Annotated in this window: 21 protein-coding genes; 15 read left to right on the top strand and 6 right to left on the bottom strand. The window is 42.4% G+C overall.

Annotation, left to right across the window (positions count from 1 at the left end):
• Positions 1–34: 34 nt before the first annotated feature.
• The 9 genes from JMN17_RS16080 to JMN17_RS16035 all read left to right on the top strand — a co-directional run bounded on the left by JMN17_RS16080 (position 35) and on the right by JMN17_RS16035 (position 7,148).
• Positions 35–700 carry an HlyD family secretion protein gene (locus JMN17_RS16080; protein ID WP_087993712.1) on the top strand — a complete coding sequence of 222 codons (666 nt, stop codon included), beginning with the start codon at positions 35–37 and terminating at the stop codon, positions 698–700.
• 40 nt (positions 701–740) lie between these two features.
• A complete protein-coding gene (locus JMN17_RS16075; protein ID WP_202328529.1) occupies positions 741–2,339 on the top strand; it encodes an MFS transporter in 1,599 nt (532 codons plus the stop codon).
• 22 nt (positions 2,340–2,361) lie between these two features.
• A complete protein-coding gene (locus tag JMN17_RS16070; RefSeq protein WP_087993714.1) occupies positions 2,362–2,892 on the top strand; it encodes an NAD(P)H-dependent oxidoreductase in 531 nt (176 codons plus the stop codon).
• Positions 2,893–2,905: 13 nt separating this feature from the next.
• Positions 2,906–3,280 (top strand): hypothetical protein, encoded by a 375-nt coding sequence (locus tag JMN17_RS16065; protein WP_202328528.1) that lies wholly within the window; start codon positions 2,906–2,908, stop codon positions 3,278–3,280.
• Positions 3,281–3,445: 165 nt separating this feature from the next.
• Positions 3,446–4,207, top strand: coding sequence for a hypothetical protein (locus tag JMN17_RS16055; protein WP_202328527.1), 762 nt, complete (start codon positions 3,446–3,448; stop codon positions 4,205–4,207).
• A gap of 2 nt (positions 4,208–4,209) precedes the next feature.
• Positions 4,210–4,575 (top strand): GntR family transcriptional regulator, encoded by a 366-nt coding sequence (locus JMN17_RS16050; RefSeq protein ID WP_087993717.1) that lies wholly within the window; start codon positions 4,210–4,212, stop codon positions 4,573–4,575.
• A 1-nt stretch (position 4,576) separates the two neighbouring features.
• Positions 4,577–5,275: an ABC transporter ATP-binding protein gene (locus JMN17_RS16045; protein ID WP_087993718.1), complete on the top strand. Its 699-nt coding sequence runs from the start codon at positions 4,577–4,579 to the stop codon at positions 5,273–5,275.
• Between the two features lie 21 nt (positions 5,276–5,296).
• On the top strand, positions 5,297–6,214 hold the full coding sequence (locus tag JMN17_RS16040) for an ABC transporter ATP-binding protein (RefSeq protein ID WP_087993719.1): 918 nt from the start codon (positions 5,297–5,299) through the stop codon (positions 6,212–6,214).
• The gene (locus tag JMN17_RS16035) at positions 6,207–7,148 is read left to right on the top strand and encodes an ABC transporter permease (protein WP_087993720.1); all 942 of its coding nucleotides are present in this window, start codon (positions 6,207–6,209) and stop codon (positions 7,146–7,148) included. The genes JMN17_RS16040 and JMN17_RS16035 overlap by 8 nt, the downstream gene beginning before the upstream one ends.
• A gap of 89 nt (positions 7,149–7,237) precedes the next feature.
• Here JMN17_RS16035 and cspB read toward each other — a convergent pair whose 3' ends face one another.
• Positions 7,238–7,441, bottom strand: coding sequence for a cold shock-like protein CspB (cspB, locus tag JMN17_RS16030; RefSeq protein ID WP_087993721.1), 204 nt, complete (start codon positions 7,439–7,441; stop codon positions 7,238–7,240).
• 434 nt (positions 7,442–7,875) lie between these two features.
• Between cspB and JMN17_RS16025 the strand changes: the two genes are divergently transcribed.
• A complete protein-coding gene (locus JMN17_RS16025) occupies positions 7,876–8,706 on the top strand; it encodes a MetQ/NlpA family ABC transporter substrate-binding protein (protein WP_087993722.1) in 831 nt (276 codons plus the stop codon).
• Between the two features lie 2 nt (positions 8,707–8,708).
• Here the strand turns inward: JMN17_RS16025 and JMN17_RS16020 are convergent, their stop codons facing one another.
• A complete protein-coding gene (locus tag JMN17_RS16020; protein ID WP_087993723.1) occupies positions 8,709–9,788 on the bottom strand; it encodes a GGDEF domain-containing protein in 1,080 nt (359 codons plus the stop codon).
• 171 nt (positions 9,789–9,959) lie between these two features.
• Between JMN17_RS16020 and tcyP the strand changes: the two genes are divergently transcribed.
• Positions 9,960–11,351 (top strand): L-cystine transporter TcyP, encoded by a 1,392-nt coding sequence (gene tcyP / locus JMN17_RS16015; RefSeq protein ID WP_202328526.1) that lies wholly within the window; start codon positions 9,960–9,962, stop codon positions 11,349–11,351.
• A 247-nt stretch (positions 11,352–11,598) separates the two neighbouring features.
• Here the strand turns inward: tcyP and JMN17_RS16010 are convergent, their stop codons facing one another.
• The 3 genes from JMN17_RS16010 to JMN17_RS16000 all read right to left on the bottom strand — a co-directional run bounded on the left by JMN17_RS16010 (position 11,599) and on the right by JMN17_RS16000 (position 13,506).
• Positions 11,599–12,168 carry a DUF2812 domain-containing protein gene (locus JMN17_RS16010; RefSeq protein WP_087993725.1) on the bottom strand — a complete coding sequence of 190 codons (570 nt, stop codon included), beginning with the start codon at positions 12,166–12,168 and terminating at the stop codon, positions 11,599–11,601.
• Entirely contained in the window at positions 12,143–12,472 is a 330-nt protein-coding gene (locus tag JMN17_RS16005) for a PadR family transcriptional regulator (protein ID WP_010327757.1), read from the bottom strand. The genes JMN17_RS16010 and JMN17_RS16005 overlap by 26 nt, the downstream gene beginning before the upstream one ends.
• Positions 12,473–13,065: 593 nt before the next feature.
• Positions 13,066–13,506 (bottom strand): hypothetical protein, encoded by a 441-nt coding sequence (locus tag JMN17_RS16000; RefSeq protein ID WP_087993726.1) that lies wholly within the window; start codon positions 13,504–13,506, stop codon positions 13,066–13,068.
• A gap of 149 nt (positions 13,507–13,655) precedes the next feature.
• On the opposite strand from JMN17_RS16000, the gene JMN17_RS15995 reads away from it, so the two are divergent.
• Together JMN17_RS15995 and JMN17_RS15990 are read left to right on the top strand one after the other, a co-directional pair.
• Positions 13,656–14,234: a YhcN/YlaJ family sporulation lipoprotein gene (locus JMN17_RS15995; protein WP_087993727.1), complete on the top strand. Its 579-nt coding sequence runs from the start codon at positions 13,656–13,658 to the stop codon at positions 14,232–14,234.
• Between the two features lie 121 nt (positions 14,235–14,355).
• Complete coding sequence (locus JMN17_RS15990; protein ID WP_087993728.1) at positions 14,356–15,324, top strand: hypothetical protein; 969 nt, start codon at positions 14,356–14,358, stop codon at positions 15,322–15,324.
• Here the strand turns inward: JMN17_RS15990 and JMN17_RS15985 are convergent.
• Positions 15,256–15,909: a spore coat protein gene (locus JMN17_RS15985; RefSeq protein ID WP_087993729.1), complete on the bottom strand. Its 654-nt coding sequence runs from the start codon at positions 15,907–15,909 to the stop codon at positions 15,256–15,258. The two genes, JMN17_RS15990 and JMN17_RS15985, sit on opposite strands and share 69 nt — an antisense overlap.
• Before the next feature lie 82 nt (positions 15,910–15,991).
• Between JMN17_RS15985 and JMN17_RS15980 the strand changes: the two genes are divergently transcribed.
• Positions 15,992–19,609: a 5'-nucleotidase C-terminal domain-containing protein gene (locus tag JMN17_RS15980; RefSeq protein ID WP_202328525.1), complete on the top strand. Its 3,618-nt coding sequence runs from the start codon at positions 15,992–15,994 to the stop codon at positions 19,607–19,609.
• Entirely contained in the window at positions 19,606–20,202 is a 597-nt protein-coding gene (srtA, locus tag JMN17_RS15975) for a sortase SrtA (RefSeq protein WP_087993730.1), read from the top strand. The genes JMN17_RS15980 and srtA overlap by 4 nt, the downstream gene beginning before the upstream one ends.
• The last annotated feature ends 6 nt before the right edge of the window (positions 20,203–20,208 follow it).

Raw genomic sequence — 20,208 nt, 5'->3', positions numbered from 1 at the left:
AACTTCTCACATATTTTCACCACCATTCCGCAAAATGATAGAGGATGAAACGAAAGGAGAAAACAAAATGAACAGAGGACGTTTAATTCTGACCAACATTATCGGTTTGATTGTTGTTCTTGCAATTATAGGCGGAGGTGCTTATTACTATTATCAAAGCACTAACTTTATCAAAACAGACGAAGCGAAAGTAGCCGGCGATATGGCTGCTATTACAGCTCCAGCAGCAGGCAAAGTATCTGACTGGGATCTTGAAGAAGGAAAAACAGTCAAAAAAGGCGACACAGTTGCAAAAATCAAAGGTGAACAATCTGTTGACGTAAAATCCATCATGGATGGAACAATTGTGAAAAACGAAGTGAAAAACGGACAAACTGTACAAGCTGGCACAACAATTGCCCAAACCATTGACATGGACCACCTGTACATCACTGCGAATATTAAAGAAACAGATATTGCGGATGTTGAAGTAGGCAATAGTGTAGACGTTGTCGTTGATGGAGAACCTAACACAACATTTGACGGTACTGTAGAAGAAATCGGTTATGCGACAAATTCAACTTTTGATATGCTTCCATCTGCAAATTCAAGCGGCAACTATACAAAAATAACGCAAAAAGTTCCAGTGAAAATTTCAATCAAAAACCCATCTGATAAGGTGCTTCCTGGTATGAATGCATCTGTTAAAATTTCTGAGTAAAACAGATCAGTCATCAAACCATGAAAGGAGGTTGTCTTAGATGGCTACAGGCAAAGAAAATAAAGCGAAAAGCCCAATGTCATTGCTGATTGTGCTAATGGCGGGTTTATTTCTGGCAATACTGAACCAAACGCTGCTTAACGTCGCAATGCCGCACTTAATGACTGAATTTGGTGTAAGCGCAACGACGATTCAGTGGCTCACAACAGGTTACATGCTTGTTAACGGCGTTTTGATTCCGTTATCAGCCTTCCTTATTACACGATTTGGCCAACGGAGTCTCTTTCTCGTCGCCATGTTCTGTTTTACACTTGGTACGTTAGTCTGCGGTATCGCACCTAACTTCTCCACAATGCTGATCGGCCGTTTGATTCAGGCCGTGGGCGGAGGAATCTTGCAGCCGCTCGTTATGACAACTATTCTATTCATCTTCCCGCCTGAAAGCAGGGGGAAAGGAATGGGGATCTTCGGACTTGCGATGATGTTTGCTCCGGCGGTCGGCCCGACTCTTTCCGGGTGGATTATTGAGCATTACACATGGCGCATCATGTTTTACGGACTTGTGCCGATCGGCGCAATTGTTATTATCGTGGCTTTCTTCATCTTTAAAAATATGGTGGAGCCGCAAAAAATCAAACTCGATACGCTTGGAGCGATTCTTTCCATTGTCGGATTCGCCTCCTTACTATACGGAGTCAGTGAAGCAGGTTCTGACGGCTGGACAGATCCGATTGTCCTGTCTACAGTTATTATCGGTGTCATAGCAATTGTTGCTTTTGTTGTTCAGCAATTGCGTCATGACGATCCGATGCTTGATTTCAGAGTGTTTAAATACGACATTTTCTCACTATCAAGTGTCATTAATATTATTATTACAGTAGCGCTGTACACTGGTATGTTCCTGCTGCCGATTTACCTGCAAAACCTGGTCGGCTTTACGGCACTTCAATCCGGGCTGCTTCTGCTTCCGGGTGCGATCGTCATGCTGATCATGTCACCGATCTCTGGTATTTTGTTTGATAAATTCGGTCCGAGACCGCTCGCGATTATCGGGCTTCTCGTGACAGTGGTCACAACCTATCAATATACACAATTAACGATTGATACATCATATGTACACATCATGCTGATCTACTCAATCCGTGCCTTCGGTATGTCACTCTTAATGATGCCGGTTATGACAGCGGGGATGAACCAGCTTCCTGCCCGTCTGAACAGCCACGGTACGGCGATGAGCAACACGCTTCGCCAAATCAGCGGATCAATCGGTACAAGCTTAATTACGACGATTTATACAAACCGTACGACATTCCATTATTCACAAATTGCAGATAAAACAAGCACGGCGGACCCGAACTTCCTCCATGCGTTCCAAAATGCGGTTTCCAATATAATGGTGAATATGAATGTATCCTACGAAACAGCGAAAACGTATGTTTACTCTCATATTTATAAACATGCAACACTCGATTCAAACGTCATGGGGATTAATGACGCTTTTATGTGGGCAACATTGTTCTGTTTGGCAGGTTTAATTCTAAGTCTGTTCCTGCGTGACGTCAGAAAAGATAAATTGCGGAAAAAGAGAAAAGAGGAGCTTTCATTGCTTCCGGCTCCTAAAGAAGTGAAGGAATCTTAATCTGTACAAGGAGGTTTCCTGAATGAAAATTTATGTAGTGTATGACAGTGAAGGTGAACATACAAAGGCTCTTGCAGAAGCGATTGCTGAAGGCGCGAGAGAAAACGAGGCGGCTGAGGTACTGATCGACCATGTCGATCAGGCTGATATCCGCAAACTGAAAGAGATGGATGCGATTATTTGGGGGTGCCCTGGGCATTTCGGAACAATCAGCTCCGGTCTCAAAGCTTGGATCGACAGACTTGGCTATTTGTGGGCTGAAGGCGAGCTGATCAACAAAGTCGGCGCTGTTTTCTGCACAACGGCAACAACACACGGCGGCTTGGAAATGACAATGCACAATCTCATCACGCCGATGTTCCACCAAGGCATGATCGTTGTCGGCCTGCCTGGCAACGTGCCTGAAAACGCACTGTACGGCTCTTATTACGGTGCAGGCGTCACCTGTCCGGTTGACAGTGACGAGTTAATGTCTGAGGAAGGTATTCAGCTTGGGCGCGCCTTAGGAAGACGCGTCAGCCAAGTCACAGGAAACCTAACAGCAGGTCAGTAAAGGAGAGGTTGAAATGGCCATTATTATCGCAATTATTGCTGCTGTCATTGTCATTGCGGGTCTTATAACATTTAACGTCCGCAACGCCTCTCTTGGACCTGAGAAGCAAGAAACAACCGAAAAAATCGCCCCTCCAGAAGAGGAAAAAAACGAAGCGCAATACCCTGCTGAAACAAGGGCTGCCGAGCATATGCCAGCCGTTGTGAAAAACGATTCCCCAAAAGAGAAACGTGACGCAATGGGTGATGATATTTACAGGCAGGCGCTGCAAAAGTTTAAGCATTCTGATGAAGATCAGTCAGAAGAAAAGGTCACTGAAGAAAGTGACAAAATGCAGGACAGCAGCTATCGTGATGCGCTGCTCTCCATGAAAAGTAAGAATAAGTAATAAAAAAGGCAAATCCGTTTACTCATAGCGGATTTGCCTTTTTTTCTGTGTGCATGTATGAATTATATTTTTTTATCAAATAAATCCATGGAATATGTTGTATTCAGGTTTGAACTAGTGTACTATGTTACTCATACACCGAAGAGGCTTCCGGGAGGGAAAGACATGGATTCTTTTTTAGGTCTGTTAAAGAAAGATATAAAGCTTTCAAGAATGTGGCTGCTAGTTTGGGTATGCGGAATCATTTTCTTATTGGTGCCAGGTCATATCATAGCTTCTCGCACAAAAGAACCTCTTTTCATTTTTGGTTTCTTTGTTGCAGTTGCTTTTTTTCTGCTTTTCCTATCTCCTGTTTTTGTGTTTTATCACCTTCGCAAAGAAGGGAAATCACAGCTTTGGCTGTATAATCCAAATGGCGGTTTTAGGCTGCTTTCTTCCAAATTGGCAGCAACTTTGCTCTATCAATTTCTGATTCAATTGGCATTAACCGCTTATGGCATATGGATTTATCATATGTTCTCCGTGAAAAACCTGCTGGAGCATCATGTTGATATGACAAGCACAGTCGTTTTGCTGAATGTGTACGGGCTTATTTCCTCGTTATATATGTCAGTAACGATAGTTGTCTTTTGGACTGTTTTTCATTCACTTAAGAATTGGCGCGCAATGCGATGGGCTGCGATGGGGCTGCTGGCCACAGTGTGGTTCTTTCTCGATAAATACCTCATAAGCCCATTATTAGAATCTCAAAAGCACTTCTGGCCTGTAACAGTTTATTGTAATTTTGATTTTCACTTCCGTGACGTTTGGAGATTGGAATTAAAACCGATACATCTACCTGTGCTTGGGTTTCCTATCGCTATTGTCATCACAATCTTGCTGCTTATCGCGGCTTCAAAACTGCTTGATCGTAAAGTAGAGGTGTGAAGATGGACAATCATTTCCAATCCTCGAAACCGATTTATCTGCAGATTGCTGACCAGATCTTCTATCGGCTTGTCAGGAAGGAACTGCTTCCGGGAGACAAGCTTCCTTCTGTAAGAGAAATGGCGATTCAAACCAAGGTAAATCCCAATACAATTCAAAGAACATACAGTGAGATGGAAAGGCTGGGTATTGTGGAGACAAGAAGAGGTCAAGGGACGTTTATTGCGGAGAAAGCAGACATCGTAGATGAGCTGAAAGACAGGCTGACACGAGAAGTGCTGGAAGGCTTTGTGAAGCAAATGACAGAGCTGGGGTTAACGAAAGAAGAAATGGTTGAAGGGATTAAAACATTCACTGAGGGAGGCTGAAATGGAAATCACTTTAGAACGTGTATCAAAAAAATACGGCAGCCACACCGCCGTTCAAGATGTATCGATCTCCTTATCATCCGGACGGATTTATGGTCTGATCGGTCCGAACGGCAGCGGTAAATCAACGACCTTAAAAATGATGGCCGGCCTTCTGTTTCCTACATCAGGGTTGGTAAAAGCGGATGAAAAGCAGGTTACGAGAGATATGGTGCGCCACACGGCTTATCTGACAGAGCTTGATATGTTTTATCCGCATTTTACTGTAAAAGACATGGTGAAGTTCTATCAGTCTCAATTTTCTGATTTTCAAGCAGACCAAGCTTATAAGCTGTTGAATGAGATGCAGCTCGATCCGGAAAAAAAGATCAAAAAGCTGTCAAAAGGAAATCGGGGCAGGCTGAAAATCGTTCTTGCTTTAGCAAGAAGGGCATCCGTCATCTTGCTGGATGAACCCTTTTCCGGGCTTGATCCGATGGTGAGGGATTCCATCGTAAACAGCTTGGTTTCGTACATTGATTTTGAGCAGCAGATTGTCGTGATCGCTACGCACGAGATTGATGAAATAGAAACCTTGCTTGACGAAGTCATCGTGCTTGCGAATGGAGAGAAGGTTGCGCAGCGTGATGTGGAGGACATTCGTGAGCAGGAAGGCATGTCTGTTTTGCAATGGTTTAAATCTAAAATGGAAGTTTACTAGAAAAGAAAGAGGAGGAATATGATGAAGACTGTGTTGGAATTGAAAAATGTGACAAAGAACATCAGAGGGCGAACGATCATTGATCATCTTAGTTTTACAATTCGAGAAGGCGAAGTATTCGGTTTTTTAGGGCCGAACGGAGCGGGGAAAACGACAACTATCAGAATGATGGTAGGATTAATGAAACTGTCAAAAGGTGATGTGCTCATTTGCGGCCAATCGATCACGAAAGAGTATGCCAAGGCGATTAAGCATATTGGGGCGATCGTAGAAAACCCAGAGCTGTATAAATTCTTAAGTGGATATAAAAATCTCCAGCAATACGCAAGGATGGTCAAGGGCGTCACGAAGGAAAAAATTGATGAAGTCATTGAACTAGTCGGTTTAACAGACAGAATCCATGACAAGGTGAAAACATATTCTCTTGGGATGAGACAACGTCTCGGCTTGGCACAATGCCTTCTGCACGATCCGAAAGTGCTGATTTTGGATGAACCGACCAACGGCCTTGATCCGGCGGGAATCAGGGAAATCAGAGATCATTTAAAAAAGCTGACGCGAGAAAGAGGAATGGCTGTCATTGTTTCAAGCCACCTGCTCTCAGAAATGGAACTGATGTGTGATCGAATTGCGATTTTACAAAAAGGGAAGCTTATCGATATTCAAAATGTAAAAGATGAAATCACTGATGAAAAAGATACATATTTCTTCAACGTTGAGCAGCCGAATGAAGCCGCTTCTGTTCTAAAGGAGTATGATGTGGTGGGCAAGACAAACGGTGTAGAAGTCAAGCTGTCTAAAGACGAAGTCCCTGCGGCCATTGAATTGCTGGTGATGCAGCAAATCCGGATTTATGAAGTAAAAGTAATGGCGAAATCATTAGAGGACCGTTTCTTAGAAGTGACAGGTGAAGCAAAAGAGGAGGTTCAACATGCTTAATTTGATTTATAATGAATGGGTCAAAATTTTCAGCCGTGCCGGAACATGGGTGATGATCGGGATTCTGGCTTTGACCATGATTGGCTGGGCGTTCTTAACAAACCATTTTACGTCGGATGAAGCAAATCCGAAATGGAAACAAACGCTTCAAGCGGAAAATGCCGCATTGAAGAAAGAGATCAAAGAAAATCCTTCACTGAAAGATGGCTATGAAGAAACGATTACAGTCAACAACTATCGTATTGAACATAATATCCCCGATGACACTGGGTATACTGTATGGTCTTATGTAACAGATTCAGCAAATTTTACGATCCTGACCGGTCTATTCACCATTATTATCGCAGCTGGAATTGTCGCGAACGAATTTAATTGGGGAACGATTAAGCTGTTAATGATCCGCCCGCTCAGCCGTTTTCAGATTTTGCTCTCTAAATATATTACAGTTCTCCTGTTTGGATTTTTATTGCTGTTTATTTTATTTATGGGGTCTGCTTTATTAGGGTTGATCTTCTTCGGGACAGGCGGCGACACTGCTGCGAATGTTCATTTAATCTACAAGGACGGCCATATTTTTGAACAAAATATGATGGGATATTTGGCAAAAACATATCTCTCGGAATCTGTTGCAGCTTTAATGATCGCAACGATGGCATTTATGCTGTCGGCTGTCTTTAGAAACAGCTCGCTGGCAGTAGGTTTTTCCATCTTTTTATTGGTAACGGGTACGACAGCCACTGCATTTATTGCGATGAAGTTTGACTGGGCAAAGTATATTTTATTTGCCAATGTCAGCTTAATGCAATATGTAGAGGGATCACCGTTGGTAGAAGGGATGACGATGACTTTCTCGGTTGTTATGCTGGCAGTTTACTTTGTTGTCTTCCTGTTGTTGGCTTTCGGAATCTTTATGAAACGGGATATTGCGAACTAATGTAAAAAGCTGTTTTGCTTAAGCAAAACAGCTTTTTTATCGAAAAAAACTGCAGGTTTGCGCCTGCAGTTTTTCATATCAATTTATGCTTACGCTTCTTTAGTAACGTTAGCAGCTTGTGGTCCACGGTTGCCTTCAACGATTTCGAAAGAAACTGTTTGGCCTTCTTCTAAAGTTTTGAAGCCTTCGCCTTGAATAGCAGAGAAATGAACGAATACATCGTCTTGACCTTCTACTTCGATGAATCCGAAACCTTTTTCAGAGTTGAACCATTTTACTTTACCTTCTAACATGAAATTTCCTCCTAAAGCGATCATAACGCTTAAATTCACTATTCTTGCTCTTAACAAACTTTCAAGACGAAAACTCTTACAAAACTTTCTTCTTAAAGATAGTTCGAACAAAAATAATTACCTTTACTCTACCAGTAATCTTCAGAAAAAACAACTGCTAAACGAAACTTTTTCGTGAAATACCATATTTATTTTTCAATTTGATATTTATTCACTGAAATTCATCTGCTTTCTCGATACGTGATCATACGTTTGCCTGAGATATCTTCTTTTAGGGAAGAGAATATAATAGGAATTGACAACCCTACTGGATATGAGTAAGGTAAAACGTATCAATATTGCAAATGACAATGTTTATCAACTAAAGAGAGCGTTTGATTTTTATGTATGATATTGCTTGCATGCTCTAATACATAGATAGGAGTATGGTCACAATGAAAAAGTGGCTTATATGCAGTTTTGTTTTTATTCTACTCGTTTCATTCACTGCATGCTCACCGTCGGCAGAACATGAATCGATAAAAATCGGAATTGCTGAGTCTGACGAGGCAATATGGAACTATATTGCTGAAAAGGCAGAAGAGACGGGGTTGGATATTCAACTGATTCTTTTTTCTGATTATGCGGAGTCTGATATCGCGCTTGCAAATAAAGAAATTGATGCCAACGCCTTGCAAACCATTTCATATTTTCAGTCGTTCACTGAAAAATACAAACATAAGCTGGCGCCGCTCGGTACGACATACATAACGCCTATGGGCATTTATTCAAAACGATATGGCCGAATTCAAGATATACCACGAGGAGCTGTTGTTTCCGTTCCGGATAAAGTGTTTGATTTTGGAAGGGCGCTTACGATGCTTCAGGAGGCGGGGTTGCTAACGCTGAAAAACGGATTTAACGGAACAGGTTCAGTCGATATGATCAAAGACAATCCGAGACACCTGAAATTGAAAGCAGTCCGGCAACAGGATGCTGTGAGAGGTGCCGACGTGTTTGTCATGAAACCTTCTGAAGCAAAAAAAGCGGGGTTGAGCCTGGAAAAACATGCTTTAAAGAGCGGCGGGCTCATGTCCAAGGAAGAGATGAATTTGATTGTTGTCAGAGCGGAGGATCAAGATCGGGAAGCACTGCAAACCATTATCGAGCTCTATCAAGCTGATGATACAGCGGCATTTATAGAAAAAAAGTATCGGGGAGACCTTGTCCCGGCTTTTCTGCCTTTGAAACGTCTTTCAGATTGGAAGAATGAATTCGAACATTGAATTCATTCTTTTTTTTCTGAAAAACACACTTTGTTCCGTCCCGCTTCTTTCGCTTTGTACAACATTTGATCGGCAAGAATCGGCAAAGATTCTGGATGCTCTGTATTATTGGGATAATGAGCAGCCCCCAGTGATATCGTAACTGACAGCTCATCGCCGTTTGTTAATGCAATCGGTGTATCACTGACAGCGCGCCTGATCCGTTCCGCGATTTGGGCTGCTTTATCAAGCGTACAGTTTGGCAGGAGCACGGCAAATTCTTCACCGCCAATCCGTGCGGCAGGATCAGAATTTCGGATGCTCTGCTTCAGCCGTGAACCCAGCTCTTTCAGCACCTGATCACCTTCATGATGTCCGTACTGGTCATTGATGGTTTTGAAATGGTCGATATCTATATAAATCAGTGCGAATTGGAAATGCGGGGTATTGGCCGCCTGTTGATACAGGGCTTGTGAGATTTCTTCAAATTTTCTTCGGTTATAAATGCCTGTTAAAAAGTCAAAGTGCGCCTGAAACTTATATTGTTTAAAAAGAAGATGTGCATTTGTTTCATGATCAATGATATATAAACTGAGCATGCCGCCCGCTAATGAGGTGGCCCAAAAATACAAGTGAAGTTCAAAGGAATGTAAATCTATAAGAAAATAAAAGGAAAAGGAAATCATACTGTTTGTGATCATTAAAAGATAGAAAGCATGTTTTAATTGAACCTTTTTTCTTCTGGAAACAATGAGTGACGGGATGGCAGCGATACAAATGATAATAACCGAGTATATTGCAGATGTGTTCATCGTAATCAGCATGCGGCCTGCGGTAATCATAATCAAAGCCGTTGCCGTTGAAACCCATCCTCCATAAAGAGCGGCCATCATAATAGGGATATTTCGAAGATCAATGATTGAATGCTGATAGTTCAATCCGAAAAACATCAGAATAACCCCGAGCAAACCGCAGGCCAGTCCTTTAACAGCTTGGAAGGGCATGCTGTCTTTTTTATGCACTAACCTTTCTTTAAACAGGTGGGTGAAGAGATAATTAAATGTGATTAAAATGGTCAAGTTTACAAACAGTTCTTTCAGCAAATGTTATCACCTTTATATAAGGTACTAAAGATGGAAGAGAAAGAAAAGAACAAAAAAGGGATTATATAAGGTTTTTTTACTGGAATCATAAGCTGGAATAATTCGCACTTGACCTATCGGAATTAGTGTAATATAGTAAAAAAGAAAATTTGAAGGGAGAGTTTACCTGCTTTGGAGACTTTACTAGTCGTATTACACGTATTTATTTTATTGTTACTTATCTTAGGGCTTTTTGCTATGCAGAAAAAACACGTTTCCTTCTCCAAACGTGTATTTACTGCGCTGGGGCTGGGGATTGTATTCGGATTTGCGCTTCAGCTGATTTACGGCCCGACTTCAAATATAGTCATTCAAACAGCCGACTGGTTTAATATTGCCGGGGGCGGATATGTCAAATTGCTTCAAATGGTTGTTATGCCGCTCGTCTTTATTTCAATTCTCGGTGCATTTACAAAGCTGAAGCTGACAAAAAATCTTGGGAAAATCAGCGGTTTAATTATCGGGATTTTAGTTGCAACAACAGCTGTAGCTGCAGCTGTCGGTATTGCGTCCGCGCTCTCTTTTGATTTGCAGGCGATCCAAGTCGACCAAGGAGATACTGAACTTTCACGGGGGCAGGAGCTTGAGCAGAAATCAGAGGATATGGCAGCGAAAACATTGCCGCAGCAGATTGTTGAACTGCTGCCGGGAAACCCGTTTTTAGATTTTACAGGAGCTAGACCGACTTCAACGATCGCTGTCGTGATTTTTGCTGCTTTCCTTGGAATGGCATTCCTCGGCGTAAAACGTAAACAGCCGGAACAGGCAGAAACATTTAAAAAGCTGGTTGATGCCGTTTATGCCATTGTCATGCGTGTCGTCACCCTCATTTTGCGCCTGACGCCTTATGGAGTGTTGGCGATTATGACCAAAACGATCGCGACGAGTGATATTGACAGCATTTTAAAACTAGGTATGTTTGTAATTGCTTCGTATACCGCGTTAATCGCAATGTTTATCATTCATTTGCTGATGCTGACGCTCAGCGGCTTGAACCCGATCGTTTATTTGAAAAAAGCGCTCCCTGTACTTATATTTGCATTTACATCACGATCCAGCGCGGGTGCTTTGCCACTGAATATTAAAACACAGAGAAGCTTGGGTGTGTCGGAAGGAATCGCTAACTTTGCAGGTTCGTTCGGTCTTTCGATTGGCCAAAATGGATGCGCCGGCATTTATCCTGCGATGCTGGCGATGATGATTGCCCCGACGATCGGCCAGAATCCGTTTGATCCGGTGTTTCTCATCACAGTTATCGCAGTCGTTGCCATCAGCTCCTTCGGTGTTGCCGGAGTTGGCGGCGGAGCGACATTCGCGGCGCTTCTTGTTTTATCATCATTAAATATGCCTGTCGCGCTCGCCGGTTTATTAATCTCAATCGAACCGTTAATCGACATGGGGCGTACTGCTTTGAATGTCAGCGGCAGTATGACATCAGGTCTTATTACGAGTAAGATCACAAAGGAAATTGATTCAAATGTATTCAATGATCAATCCAGAGTGATTGAAGCTGAAGAAGCGTAACAGCGTGTAACCCGCTTCGTTTTGATGTTCATTTCAATAAAAGACCCATGAACCCTGTAATGTAAAGGTTTCATGGGTTCTTTTTTATGCTTTTATTCCACTGTGCAAATGTAACTGGGTTCAGAAGGATTTCCTCTTGACCATGATCAATACATTCTTGAAGAGGCTTTCGGCGATATGTTGTGATTTCTAAATTTTGGCCACGAATGAAAGAAAAGCGCCTGACTGTGGTAAATACATGGCCTCATTATTTTTCTTTTAACATTGAATACTTTCGATACGCTTTATAGAAACTGATGGCAAAGAAAGCAAACATAAGGGCGGGAAGCGACCTCAAAAGAGCAAATGGAGTTTCAAATAAAAATGCTTTCCAAAACCATGCACCTTTCATACTCCAAAGACCTTCAGTTAAATATAAACCTGAATCCTTGTAAATCATATAAGAAAAAAACAAACACAGTAAACCGAAACCAGAAGAATAATTTATCAATCTTTTATAATAGTGACACTTTGATTGGCGATCCGAGAAGATTTCATTTTGACCATCATCCTCTTTTTGCCAATATCGTATTCCACTAAGCAAGGAGCCATTTATATACATCCAACCGAAGTCTTCATAGATCCCTTTGTAATCTTTGAACTTTTTCTTTAATAAAATATCTTGATAATCCAGTCGCATCACATATCTCTTGTCAGTTTTTTCGAAAGTGTATATGCCTAATCCACTAATATTGGTACAACGATAACCCTTTTGTAATTGCTCGTTCAGCCATTGCTCCTCTTTTTCAATATCAAAAAACATCTTCATTTTCTTCATTCGATTCACTTCCTTCGTACAGGGATAAAATATGCAATAACCTGTTTTGTTCCATTTTCAAAATGGTGCTTCCTTCAGCAGTGATCATATAAACTTTTCTCCGGCCTGACTCTCCAACAGGTTCAATCCAACCATGCTTATTCAAGTTTTCAATCGCACCGTATAGTGTACCGGCTGCTAACATAACAGTCCCATTACTTATCTTTTCTATTTTCTGCATTACGGCATAGCCATGGAGTGGTTCACGCAGAGCTAATAAAATATAATGCATCGTTTCAGACAACGGTAATAATTTATGTTTCATACCCTCACCCTCTCTTCAGTTCAACTATATAGTTCAACTTAATAACAACATAATACAGTTCAACTGAATAGTCAACACATTTTCAAAAAGCTTGATAATAAGGGGGATTCAATCTAAAAGTCGCTTTCCTTACGTAAGGGAAAGCGACTTTTTGTATGAATTATTTAGCGGGCATATGTATATTTTGATTCAAAGAAAATGAATGAAAATTTAGAATGCGATTGAAGTGACGCAGTTTTTCATCAGAAAACAGGACTTCCAACGTCAAGTGAATATGATATGTTGAGTGTTGAAGCAAGAAACAACATAAAAAGGGAGAGATTATTAATGAAACTCAGAGGGGTTATATTGGCAGTAACAGTGTTAACTAGTGTTCTTGCTTCACCTTTTAGTAACATCAATCAATAAAGATTGCTTTGGCTTCAGTGGCAGCATAAATAAAAAATCCTTCAAACGTTCATTTCACGCAAGAAGGATTTTTTAATGCTAGCAATTGTACTCCAAAACAGGCAGAAAAATAAAAAACAAGAAAAATGAAAAGCAAAATTAACCATTTGAACCATTATGCAATCCATCTTGGATGACACGTTTTTTTAACGGCCAGGTTCTAAATCCTCCAGGATTCCCATCATGGTGTTATCATCCATAACGTTCATTGCGCTTTGGTCAAAATGAACGGGTTCAGCATAATGAGACTGTCTTTTTTTCGCAGCTGACTCGGTTTGACTCGTTTGAGAATGTGTGTGCTGGTGCTGTGTTTTTTGCTGTTCGTCATGCTGATGCTGCCGGCCATTTTGCTGCTGGCTTTGATGTTGTGAACGTTCCTGTTTATCGCCGCCGCCCAATACTTGTTTGACCATGTTTCCTACATTAGAAGCATCAAACATCTTATTATCAGAATTCCGTCTGTTCATTTGTCCTGTGATAAACCCGCTGAATCTTTTGCGGATCTGAGGCGATAACGCAGCAATAAGCATCGTTGAGCCTATCACCAATGCTGCGGGACTGATTCCTCTTCGCTGATTGAACAACATAATCCCTCCTTCTTGGTGTATTCATATTTTCCCCCTCATTAGACAAATTAACCGTTTTATTTCCCGGGAAAGCATTTCCTTCAGATTTACATGCATATTTAAAGCGATTTAGAAAAACCTATAGATAAAGTGATAAAGGAGGAATTCACATGCTTGGAAAAAAACAAGTCCTTGCGTCCATGCTTCTTATCCCTTTGCTTATGACTGGCTGCGGTATGGCCAATCAGGGTGAGGGCAGACGTGATAATGCAGATCCAGAAAACGTTAACTACCGTAATCCGGTGAACGATAACGGCAGAGGAAATATTAACGACGTCAATAACAATCGTGACAATGTCGATAATAATGTAACAGACAATGTTAACGATAACGGCAATAACAATGGTAATGAGAATCAACAATTAGAAGTTGCTGACGATGCTGCTGATAAAATTTCTGATATGAAAGAAGTAGAGCAAGCAAATGTGATCGTTGCAGGAAATCAAGCGTATGTTGCAGTTGTATTGAAAAATGGAAAAGAAGATGTTGGACAGGATCTGAAAAAGAAAATTTCCGAAAAAGTAAAAGATACTGATAAAAACATGGATAATGTTTATGTTTCAGCTAACCCAGACTTTGTAGACCGAATGCAGGGATATGGCGATCGGATTCAAAATGGCGATCCGGTTGCAGGGTTTTTCGATGAATTCAGTGAAACTGTACAGCGTATATTCCCGCAACCTGAATAAGGACGAACAAAGCAGCCGCACAATTTGTGCGGCTTTTTTGGCGTGAATGGCACACCGCAAACTCTTGCTGCATAGAGTGAAAAAAAAGGTACAAGACGGACCGGCTCAGGGAGGGAGACGTTTGCGGGATGGCATAGGAAAGCGTGCGGCATCCGCTCTATTCCTGTGCGGAGTCCTTGTGATGCTGGCTGTAAGCTCGGCCATCGTATCCAGCACGTTGTATATACTGTCTTTGCCAGGGCAGGCATCTGGTATAACGAAAGAACAAGTGACGAAGCACATGAAGAAAGAGTCATTCAAACAGGCCGATATTTATTACACTTCAAAGGAAAAGTCCTTACTGCCGTTGACGAAAGAAACACTTGAATATGCGGTCAATATTAATCAGATTATGATTGGATATTCGAATCAAAAGCCTATTGATATTATTTTTTTTTCTAATGAAAAACTGATGGAGGATTACTCCGGTTTATTGGATGTCGTCGGTTTTTATTCTGAACGGGAGCAGCTGATCGGTTTGTTGCCTGAAGAAAAAAAGAAGCTTTTAGAAGGTGACGAGGTAGCGGTTTATTTGTATCAGAGATTGTTGATTCATGAATATACGCACCATGCGTTTCATCAGAAATTGAAGGAGCTTGAGGCAGATCCTGCTGAGTTTCCGTTATGGTTTCATGAAGGGTTAAGCGAGTGGATCGCGAACTATGAATTGCTCATAGATCCGGTCACGTTTTCTGTCGTGCCCTTTGACCGTTTGCAGACAGATCAAGACTGGCAGGAAGCACGAGTCGAATATGACACTGATGTCTATTTGCAAAGCTTTTATATGATCAATGAGCTGACGGGCAAATACGGGGAAGGCGTTATCTCAAAAATGATAAAGGAAACGGCAAAGAAAGGAGACTTTACAGAAGGGTTTAAATCGGCAACAAAGGAAAGTCTTGATCAATTTGAAAAAGATTTTAAGAAAACATTTGATGAAAACAGTGAGGCATTGGATAGATCCTATCCAATGCCTTTGTTATTAATGAAGTCCTTGTTGGCCCATACCGCCTTGAGTTGGAGGCATTTGTCCTTGTGCCGGAGCAAATGAATTTTTCATTTGTTCCATGTCCTGCGCATCTAGCTGAGGAACTTGGTAATAGCCGTGTTTGTTTTGGTATAGGAAAATTTCGAAAGCCATTTCAACATACTGTTGAATCTGCGCCGACAACACGCGTCTTACGGCTGGATTCGTCATTTCTAGAGAAGCCATCGTTAGCATAGAGGCTTGTGCTTTAACAGTGCAAAGCATTTGTCGGCTGATAATGCTGTCATCAATATCATTCATGGATTGAACAGGTTTTTTAGGCTGTGATGGCTGCATGCCGTAAACAGTCTGATTATCTTCCTTCATCATATAAGTTGCTGTTTTTTGTGAAGGTTCGTTTCCTGTTTTAAAGCATTCAGCAGTTAAGTTATATTGAGACGCAATGAATTGATGTTGTCGATCAAGGATGTTTACTAATTCCTGATCCTTACAAAATTGTTTCAGCATCGTAAACTGGTCAAGGACATTAAGTGTTCCGGAAAGCACCTCGTGCATATCAAACAGTTCATGTCCGCCGTGGTTTTTATGCGGTTTGCCAGGGATGCCTTTGTTCATTTGGGATTGCTGCTGCTGATTTAACTGATCCAAACCGAATTCCTCCTTTTTTTTCAGATCAGCTGTATTTTGTATCAGTCTGCCGCGTTTTATGCAGAAGCCTGAAAGGAATTATATGGTGCCTGTCGAAATGATAAGCTGTAATGTGTTTATTAAGGGAGGAAAAATGATGAGGCGTATTCTGCATATAGTGTTAGTCGCGGCATTGATGTTCTTAAATGTGATGTACACGTGCGAAGCTGTAAAGGCGGCTGAGCCGCAACATCCGATATCGGTTGATATGGCGGTACAGCAAAAAGAAGGACAGGCGCTTGTTGAAGGATATGCTGTCGGCCAGGCTGTTTCTCCGCAGCGGTATAAACTGACAAGCCCTTTTTCAAATGATTATCATGTTGCGCTGGCGGACAGTAAAAACGAGGCATCGCCGGAACACATCCTTCCTGTGCAAATCCCCTCCGACTTTAGGAGCCGATTTGGGCTGCAAACTAATCCGCTGCTTCTTGGAAAAAAGATAACTGTTCAAGGACAGCTTGAAGAATACTTTAACACGACAGGACTTAAGAACGTTCAGTCGATGAACTTAACTGATGACATGAAAACACCGCCGGCTGAACAGCTGGTGACGATAAATGAAGCGCGGGGTCGGCTGAATAAAGAAGTAACAATAAAAGGGATCGTCACTGCTGATCAAAGCGCGGTCGGAGGCGGGAAGCTGTCGACCTTTGTGCAGGATGAAACCGGAGGCATTAACATTTATTCGTCTTCCCCTGAACTATTTCCCGAGTTAAAAGAAGGCATGGATATCACGGTAAAAGGAAAAATCACGACATACCAAGGGCTGACAGAAATCGTTCCAAACTCATCAGGCATCAAAATCAACCAGTCAAACCAATCTCTCCCCGCTCCTATACATTCAACCATCAATGAACTGGTTAATAGCAGTCTGGGTGATCAGTTTGAAGGCCGGCTTGTGACACTAAAAGCGTTTGTTTCCTCAATTCCAAATTCTCCAGCCGGCGGTGGCTATAATGTAACGATGATTGATGGAGATCACCATGCTATGATGCTTCGGGTTATGAATGAAACAGGGGCCATAGGCGAACTTGATGAGGGAAAATGGTATGAATTTACCGGTGTGTTAAGCAGGTACCAATCCCTTCAGCTGCTTCCGCGAAAATCGTCTGACCTGAAGCTGCTCGAAGAACAGCCAGCTCCTCCGTCTGCGGAGGGTGAATATGAAGGTATTGTGGATCGGGTTGTTGACGGTGATACCATTCATCTCAAATCTCCCATACTTGGAACGACAAAAGTCCGGTTTGTGAATGTAGATACACCTGAAACGTATCACACACCAAAAAATGAAGCGGACGAAAATCAATTAAGTTTTGGCAAAAAAGCATCTGACTATCTAAAAACAATTTTGTCTTCAGGAGAGAGGATTACTGTCAAGGTCGGGAGTGAAGCGAAGGACAGTTATGGCAGACTTCTTGGGCAGGTCATAACGGAATCGGGTTCCAATGTAAACCTAGAGCTTGTGAAAAATGGCTATGCTCCGACGTATTTTATTTGGCCGGTAGACAATGAAGAGGATTATCAGCAGTTTCAGGCTGCCGCAGCCGCTGCGAAAAAAGCACAAAAAGGAATATGGAATGAAAACGATCCCCTCATGGAAATGCCTTTTGAATTTAGAGCCAGAGAGCAAGGGAAAGGCCTGACAAGATATGTGGGAGATTCGTCAAATAAAACGTATGTGGAGCCAGCTGAATGGAAACAGGTAGCTGTGGAAAATAGAATTTTCTTCGCCTCTGCAAGTGAAGCGGAAAACGCAGGATATAAAAAAAGGCAAACGGCACCGGAACAACATGTGCCGCTTAGCATTCTCAGTATGAACGATTTGCATGGCAAGATTGATCAGCAGTATGAGCTAGATCTTGATGGAAACGGAACTGCAGACGGCGTCTTTGGGCGCATGGACTATGCCGCCGCATATTTGAAAGAAAAAAAGGCTGAAAAGAAAAACACGCTGATTGTTCACGCTGGAGATATGATCGGAGGCAGCTCTCCAGTTTCATCTCTTCTACAAGATGAGCCAACTGTAGAATTGATGGAGGATATCGGATTTGATGTCGGAACGGTCGGCAATCATGAGTTCGATGAAGGTGCGGATGAACTGCTGAGGATTTTAAACGGCGGAGATCACCCGAAAGGCACAAGCGGATATGATGGACAGAACTTTCCCCTTGTGTGCGCAAATTGTAAGATGAAATCGACTGGAGAGCCCTTTTTGCCGGCATATGACATCATAAATGTGGAGAGCATACCGGTTGCTTTTATCGGGGTTGTCACACAGTCGGCAGCGGGTATGGTCATGCCTGAGGGAATAAAAAACATCGAATTTACCGATGAAGTGACAGCGGTGAATGAGGCGGCCGAAGAGCTGAAGAAAAAAGGCGTGAAGGCCATCGCGGTTCTCGCACATATGTCAGCTGAACAAAATGGCACTGCAATTACAGGTGAATCAGCAGATTTAGCAAACAAAACAGATGCTGAAATAGATGTGATTTTTGCAGCGCATAATCACAAGATTGTTAACGGCGAAGTGAACGGAAAACTGATCGTTCAGGCTTTTGAATATGGAAAAGCGATAGGTGTTGTTGATGTAGAGATCGATAAAACGACAAAAGACATTGTGAAAAAGTCGGCGGAAATCGAATATGTCGATCAGAGTAAAATAGAACCGGATCCAAGCGCCTCAGCTATTTTAAATAAATATCAAACACTAGCCGAACCGATTATCAGTGAGGTTGTCGGTGAAGCGGCTATTGACATGGAAGGCGGTTATTCGAATGACGGGGACACGCCTCTTGGAAATTTGATTGCGGATGGCATGAGAGCGGCCATGAAAACGGATTTTGCCCTTATGAATGGCGGCGGAATACGGGAAGCGCTGAAGAAGGGCCCCATTACGTGGGGAGATCTTTACAATATTCAGCCTTTCGGTAATGTGTTAACGAAGCTTGAGATTAAGGGAAAAGATTTAAGAAAAATTATCAATGCGCAAATCTCGCCGGTTTTTGGGCCTGACTACAGCATCAGCGGGTTTACGTATACGTGGGATAAAGAAACCGGAAAAGCTGTCGAGATGAAAATGGCAGATGGCGCCGAGATTCAGCCTGATGCGACATACACACTGACCGTTAATAATTTTATGGCGACGGCGACAGGGACCAAATATCAGCCAATCGGATCGCTTGGGAAAAATCCGGTGACAGGGCCCGAGGATTTGGACGCGACAGTTGAGTACGTGAAGAGCTTTGATAAACCGATTGCGTATACAAAAGAGGGAAGAATTAAGCTTGCTGAAGCCAGTGACATTGAAGATCCTGTAACAGAAGACCCGGGAAATGGACCGGGGACGAATCAGCCGGTTAAAGACGTCCCAGAGCCTGGTGAGGATCATACTGATATAAAAGAGACTCCGGGTACTGTACCGTTTCATCAGCTTCCGCCTTCAGCCAGTTTGAGAATCGACGAAATACCGAAAAAAACCGCTGATACTGCGGGCGGTATCAGCACATTGCCAGTGCCAAACGGGATTGCCGAAAGCGGGTCTGATCATCAGCTTCCGGATACATCAGCGGGCTACTATAACTTTATCGTGATCGGTGCGGCGGCGGCACTGTCCGGAACTTATCTATATGTCAGAAGAAAAAGGAGCGCCTCCAGAACGTGAAAAAGGTTATTCCACTCGTCATCATTGCGGCCGGCCTAGTGATCGCAGGCTATGGTGGCCTTAAATTGATCGATACCCATATGAAGACCGAACAGACATTAAAAGAAGCGAAACTGGCGTCTGAAAAGCCGCGGGTAGCTTCGCGCGAGAAAAAAAGCGCTGTTCAAGCAGAGAACAAAGCATCATTTAAGCCTGAGACCGGACAAGCGAGCGGCATTTTGGAAATACCCAAAATTAAGGCGGAGCTTCCGATCGTGGAGGGCACCGATGCAGATGATTTAGAAAAAGGTGTCGGGCATTACAAGGATAGCTATTATCCTGATGAAAACGGGCAAATTGTACTGTCGGGACATCGTGATACCGTGTTTCGCCGGACGGGAGAGCTGGAAAAGGGGGACAGGCTTCGTATTTTCCTGTCATATGGCGATTTCACGTATGAAATAGTAAAAACAAAAATAGTCGATAAAGATGACACATCCATTATTACACTCCAGCATGAAAAAGAGGAACTCATTCTGACGACCTGCTATCCGTTTTCATATATCGGCAATGCCCCGAAACGCTATATCATATATGGAAAACGGATTACTTAAAAGCCG

This window comes from Bacillus sp. RHFS10 (assembly GCF_016757475.1).
GTDB classification, from domain to species: domain Bacteria; phylum Bacillota; class Bacilli; order Bacillales; family Bacillaceae; genus Bacillus; species Bacillus subtilis_G.
Note: the sequence above shows the minus strand (reverse complement) of the source record. Positions and strands in the feature narration are given on the sequence as shown.

What these genes read in the sequence shown, in the direction of transcription:
- JMN17_RS16080 (WP_087993712.1), top strand. Translation starts at nt 35, where the DNA reads ATGATAGAGGATGAAACGAAAGGAGAAAACAAAATGAACAGAGGACGT.
- JMN17_RS16075 (WP_202328529.1), top strand. Translation starts at nt 741, where the DNA reads ATGGCTACAGGCAAAGAAAATAAAGCGAAAAGCCCAATGTCATTGCTG.
- JMN17_RS16070 (WP_087993714.1), top strand. Translation starts at nt 2,362, where the DNA reads ATGAAAATTTATGTAGTGTATGACAGTGAAGGTGAACATACAAAGGCT.
- JMN17_RS16065 (WP_202328528.1), top strand. Translation starts at nt 2,906, where the DNA reads ATGGCCATTATTATCGCAATTATTGCTGCTGTCATTGTCATTGCGGGT.
- JMN17_RS16055 (WP_202328527.1), top strand. Translation starts at nt 3,446, where the DNA reads ATGGATTCTTTTTTAGGTCTGTTAAAGAAAGATATAAAGCTTTCAAGA.
- JMN17_RS16050 (WP_087993717.1), top strand. Translation starts at nt 4,210, where the DNA reads ATGGACAATCATTTCCAATCCTCGAAACCGATTTATCTGCAGATTGCT.
- JMN17_RS16045 (WP_087993718.1), top strand. Translation starts at nt 4,577, where the DNA reads ATGGAAATCACTTTAGAACGTGTATCAAAAAAATACGGCAGCCACACC.
- JMN17_RS16040 (WP_087993719.1), top strand. Translation starts at nt 5,297, where the DNA reads ATGAAGACTGTGTTGGAATTGAAAAATGTGACAAAGAACATCAGAGGG.
- JMN17_RS16035 (WP_087993720.1), top strand. Translation starts at nt 6,207, where the DNA reads ATGCTTAATTTGATTTATAATGAATGGGTCAAAATTTTCAGCCGTGCC.
- cspB (WP_087993721.1), bottom strand. Translation starts at nt 7,441, where the DNA reads ATGTTAGAAGGTAAAGTAAAATGGTTCAACTCTGAAAAAGGTTTCGGA.
- JMN17_RS16025 (WP_087993722.1), top strand. Translation starts at nt 7,876, where the DNA reads ATGAAAAAGTGGCTTATATGCAGTTTTGTTTTTATTCTACTCGTTTCA.
- JMN17_RS16010 (WP_087993725.1), bottom strand. Translation starts at nt 12,168, where the DNA reads ATGAAGAAAATGAAGATGTTTTTTGATATTGAAAAAGAGGAGCAATGG.
- JMN17_RS16005 (WP_010327757.1), bottom strand. Translation starts at nt 12,472, where the DNA reads ATGAAACATAAATTATTACCGTTGTCTGAAACGATGCATTATATTTTA.
- JMN17_RS16000 (WP_087993726.1), bottom strand. Translation starts at nt 13,506, where the DNA reads ATGTTGTTCAATCAGCGAAGAGGAATCAGTCCCGCAGCATTGGTGATA.
- JMN17_RS15995 (WP_087993727.1), top strand. Translation starts at nt 13,656, where the DNA reads ATGCTTGGAAAAAAACAAGTCCTTGCGTCCATGCTTCTTATCCCTTTG.
- JMN17_RS15980 (WP_202328525.1), top strand. Translation starts at nt 15,992, where the DNA reads ATGGTGCCTGTCGAAATGATAAGCTGTAATGTGTTTATTAAGGGAGGA.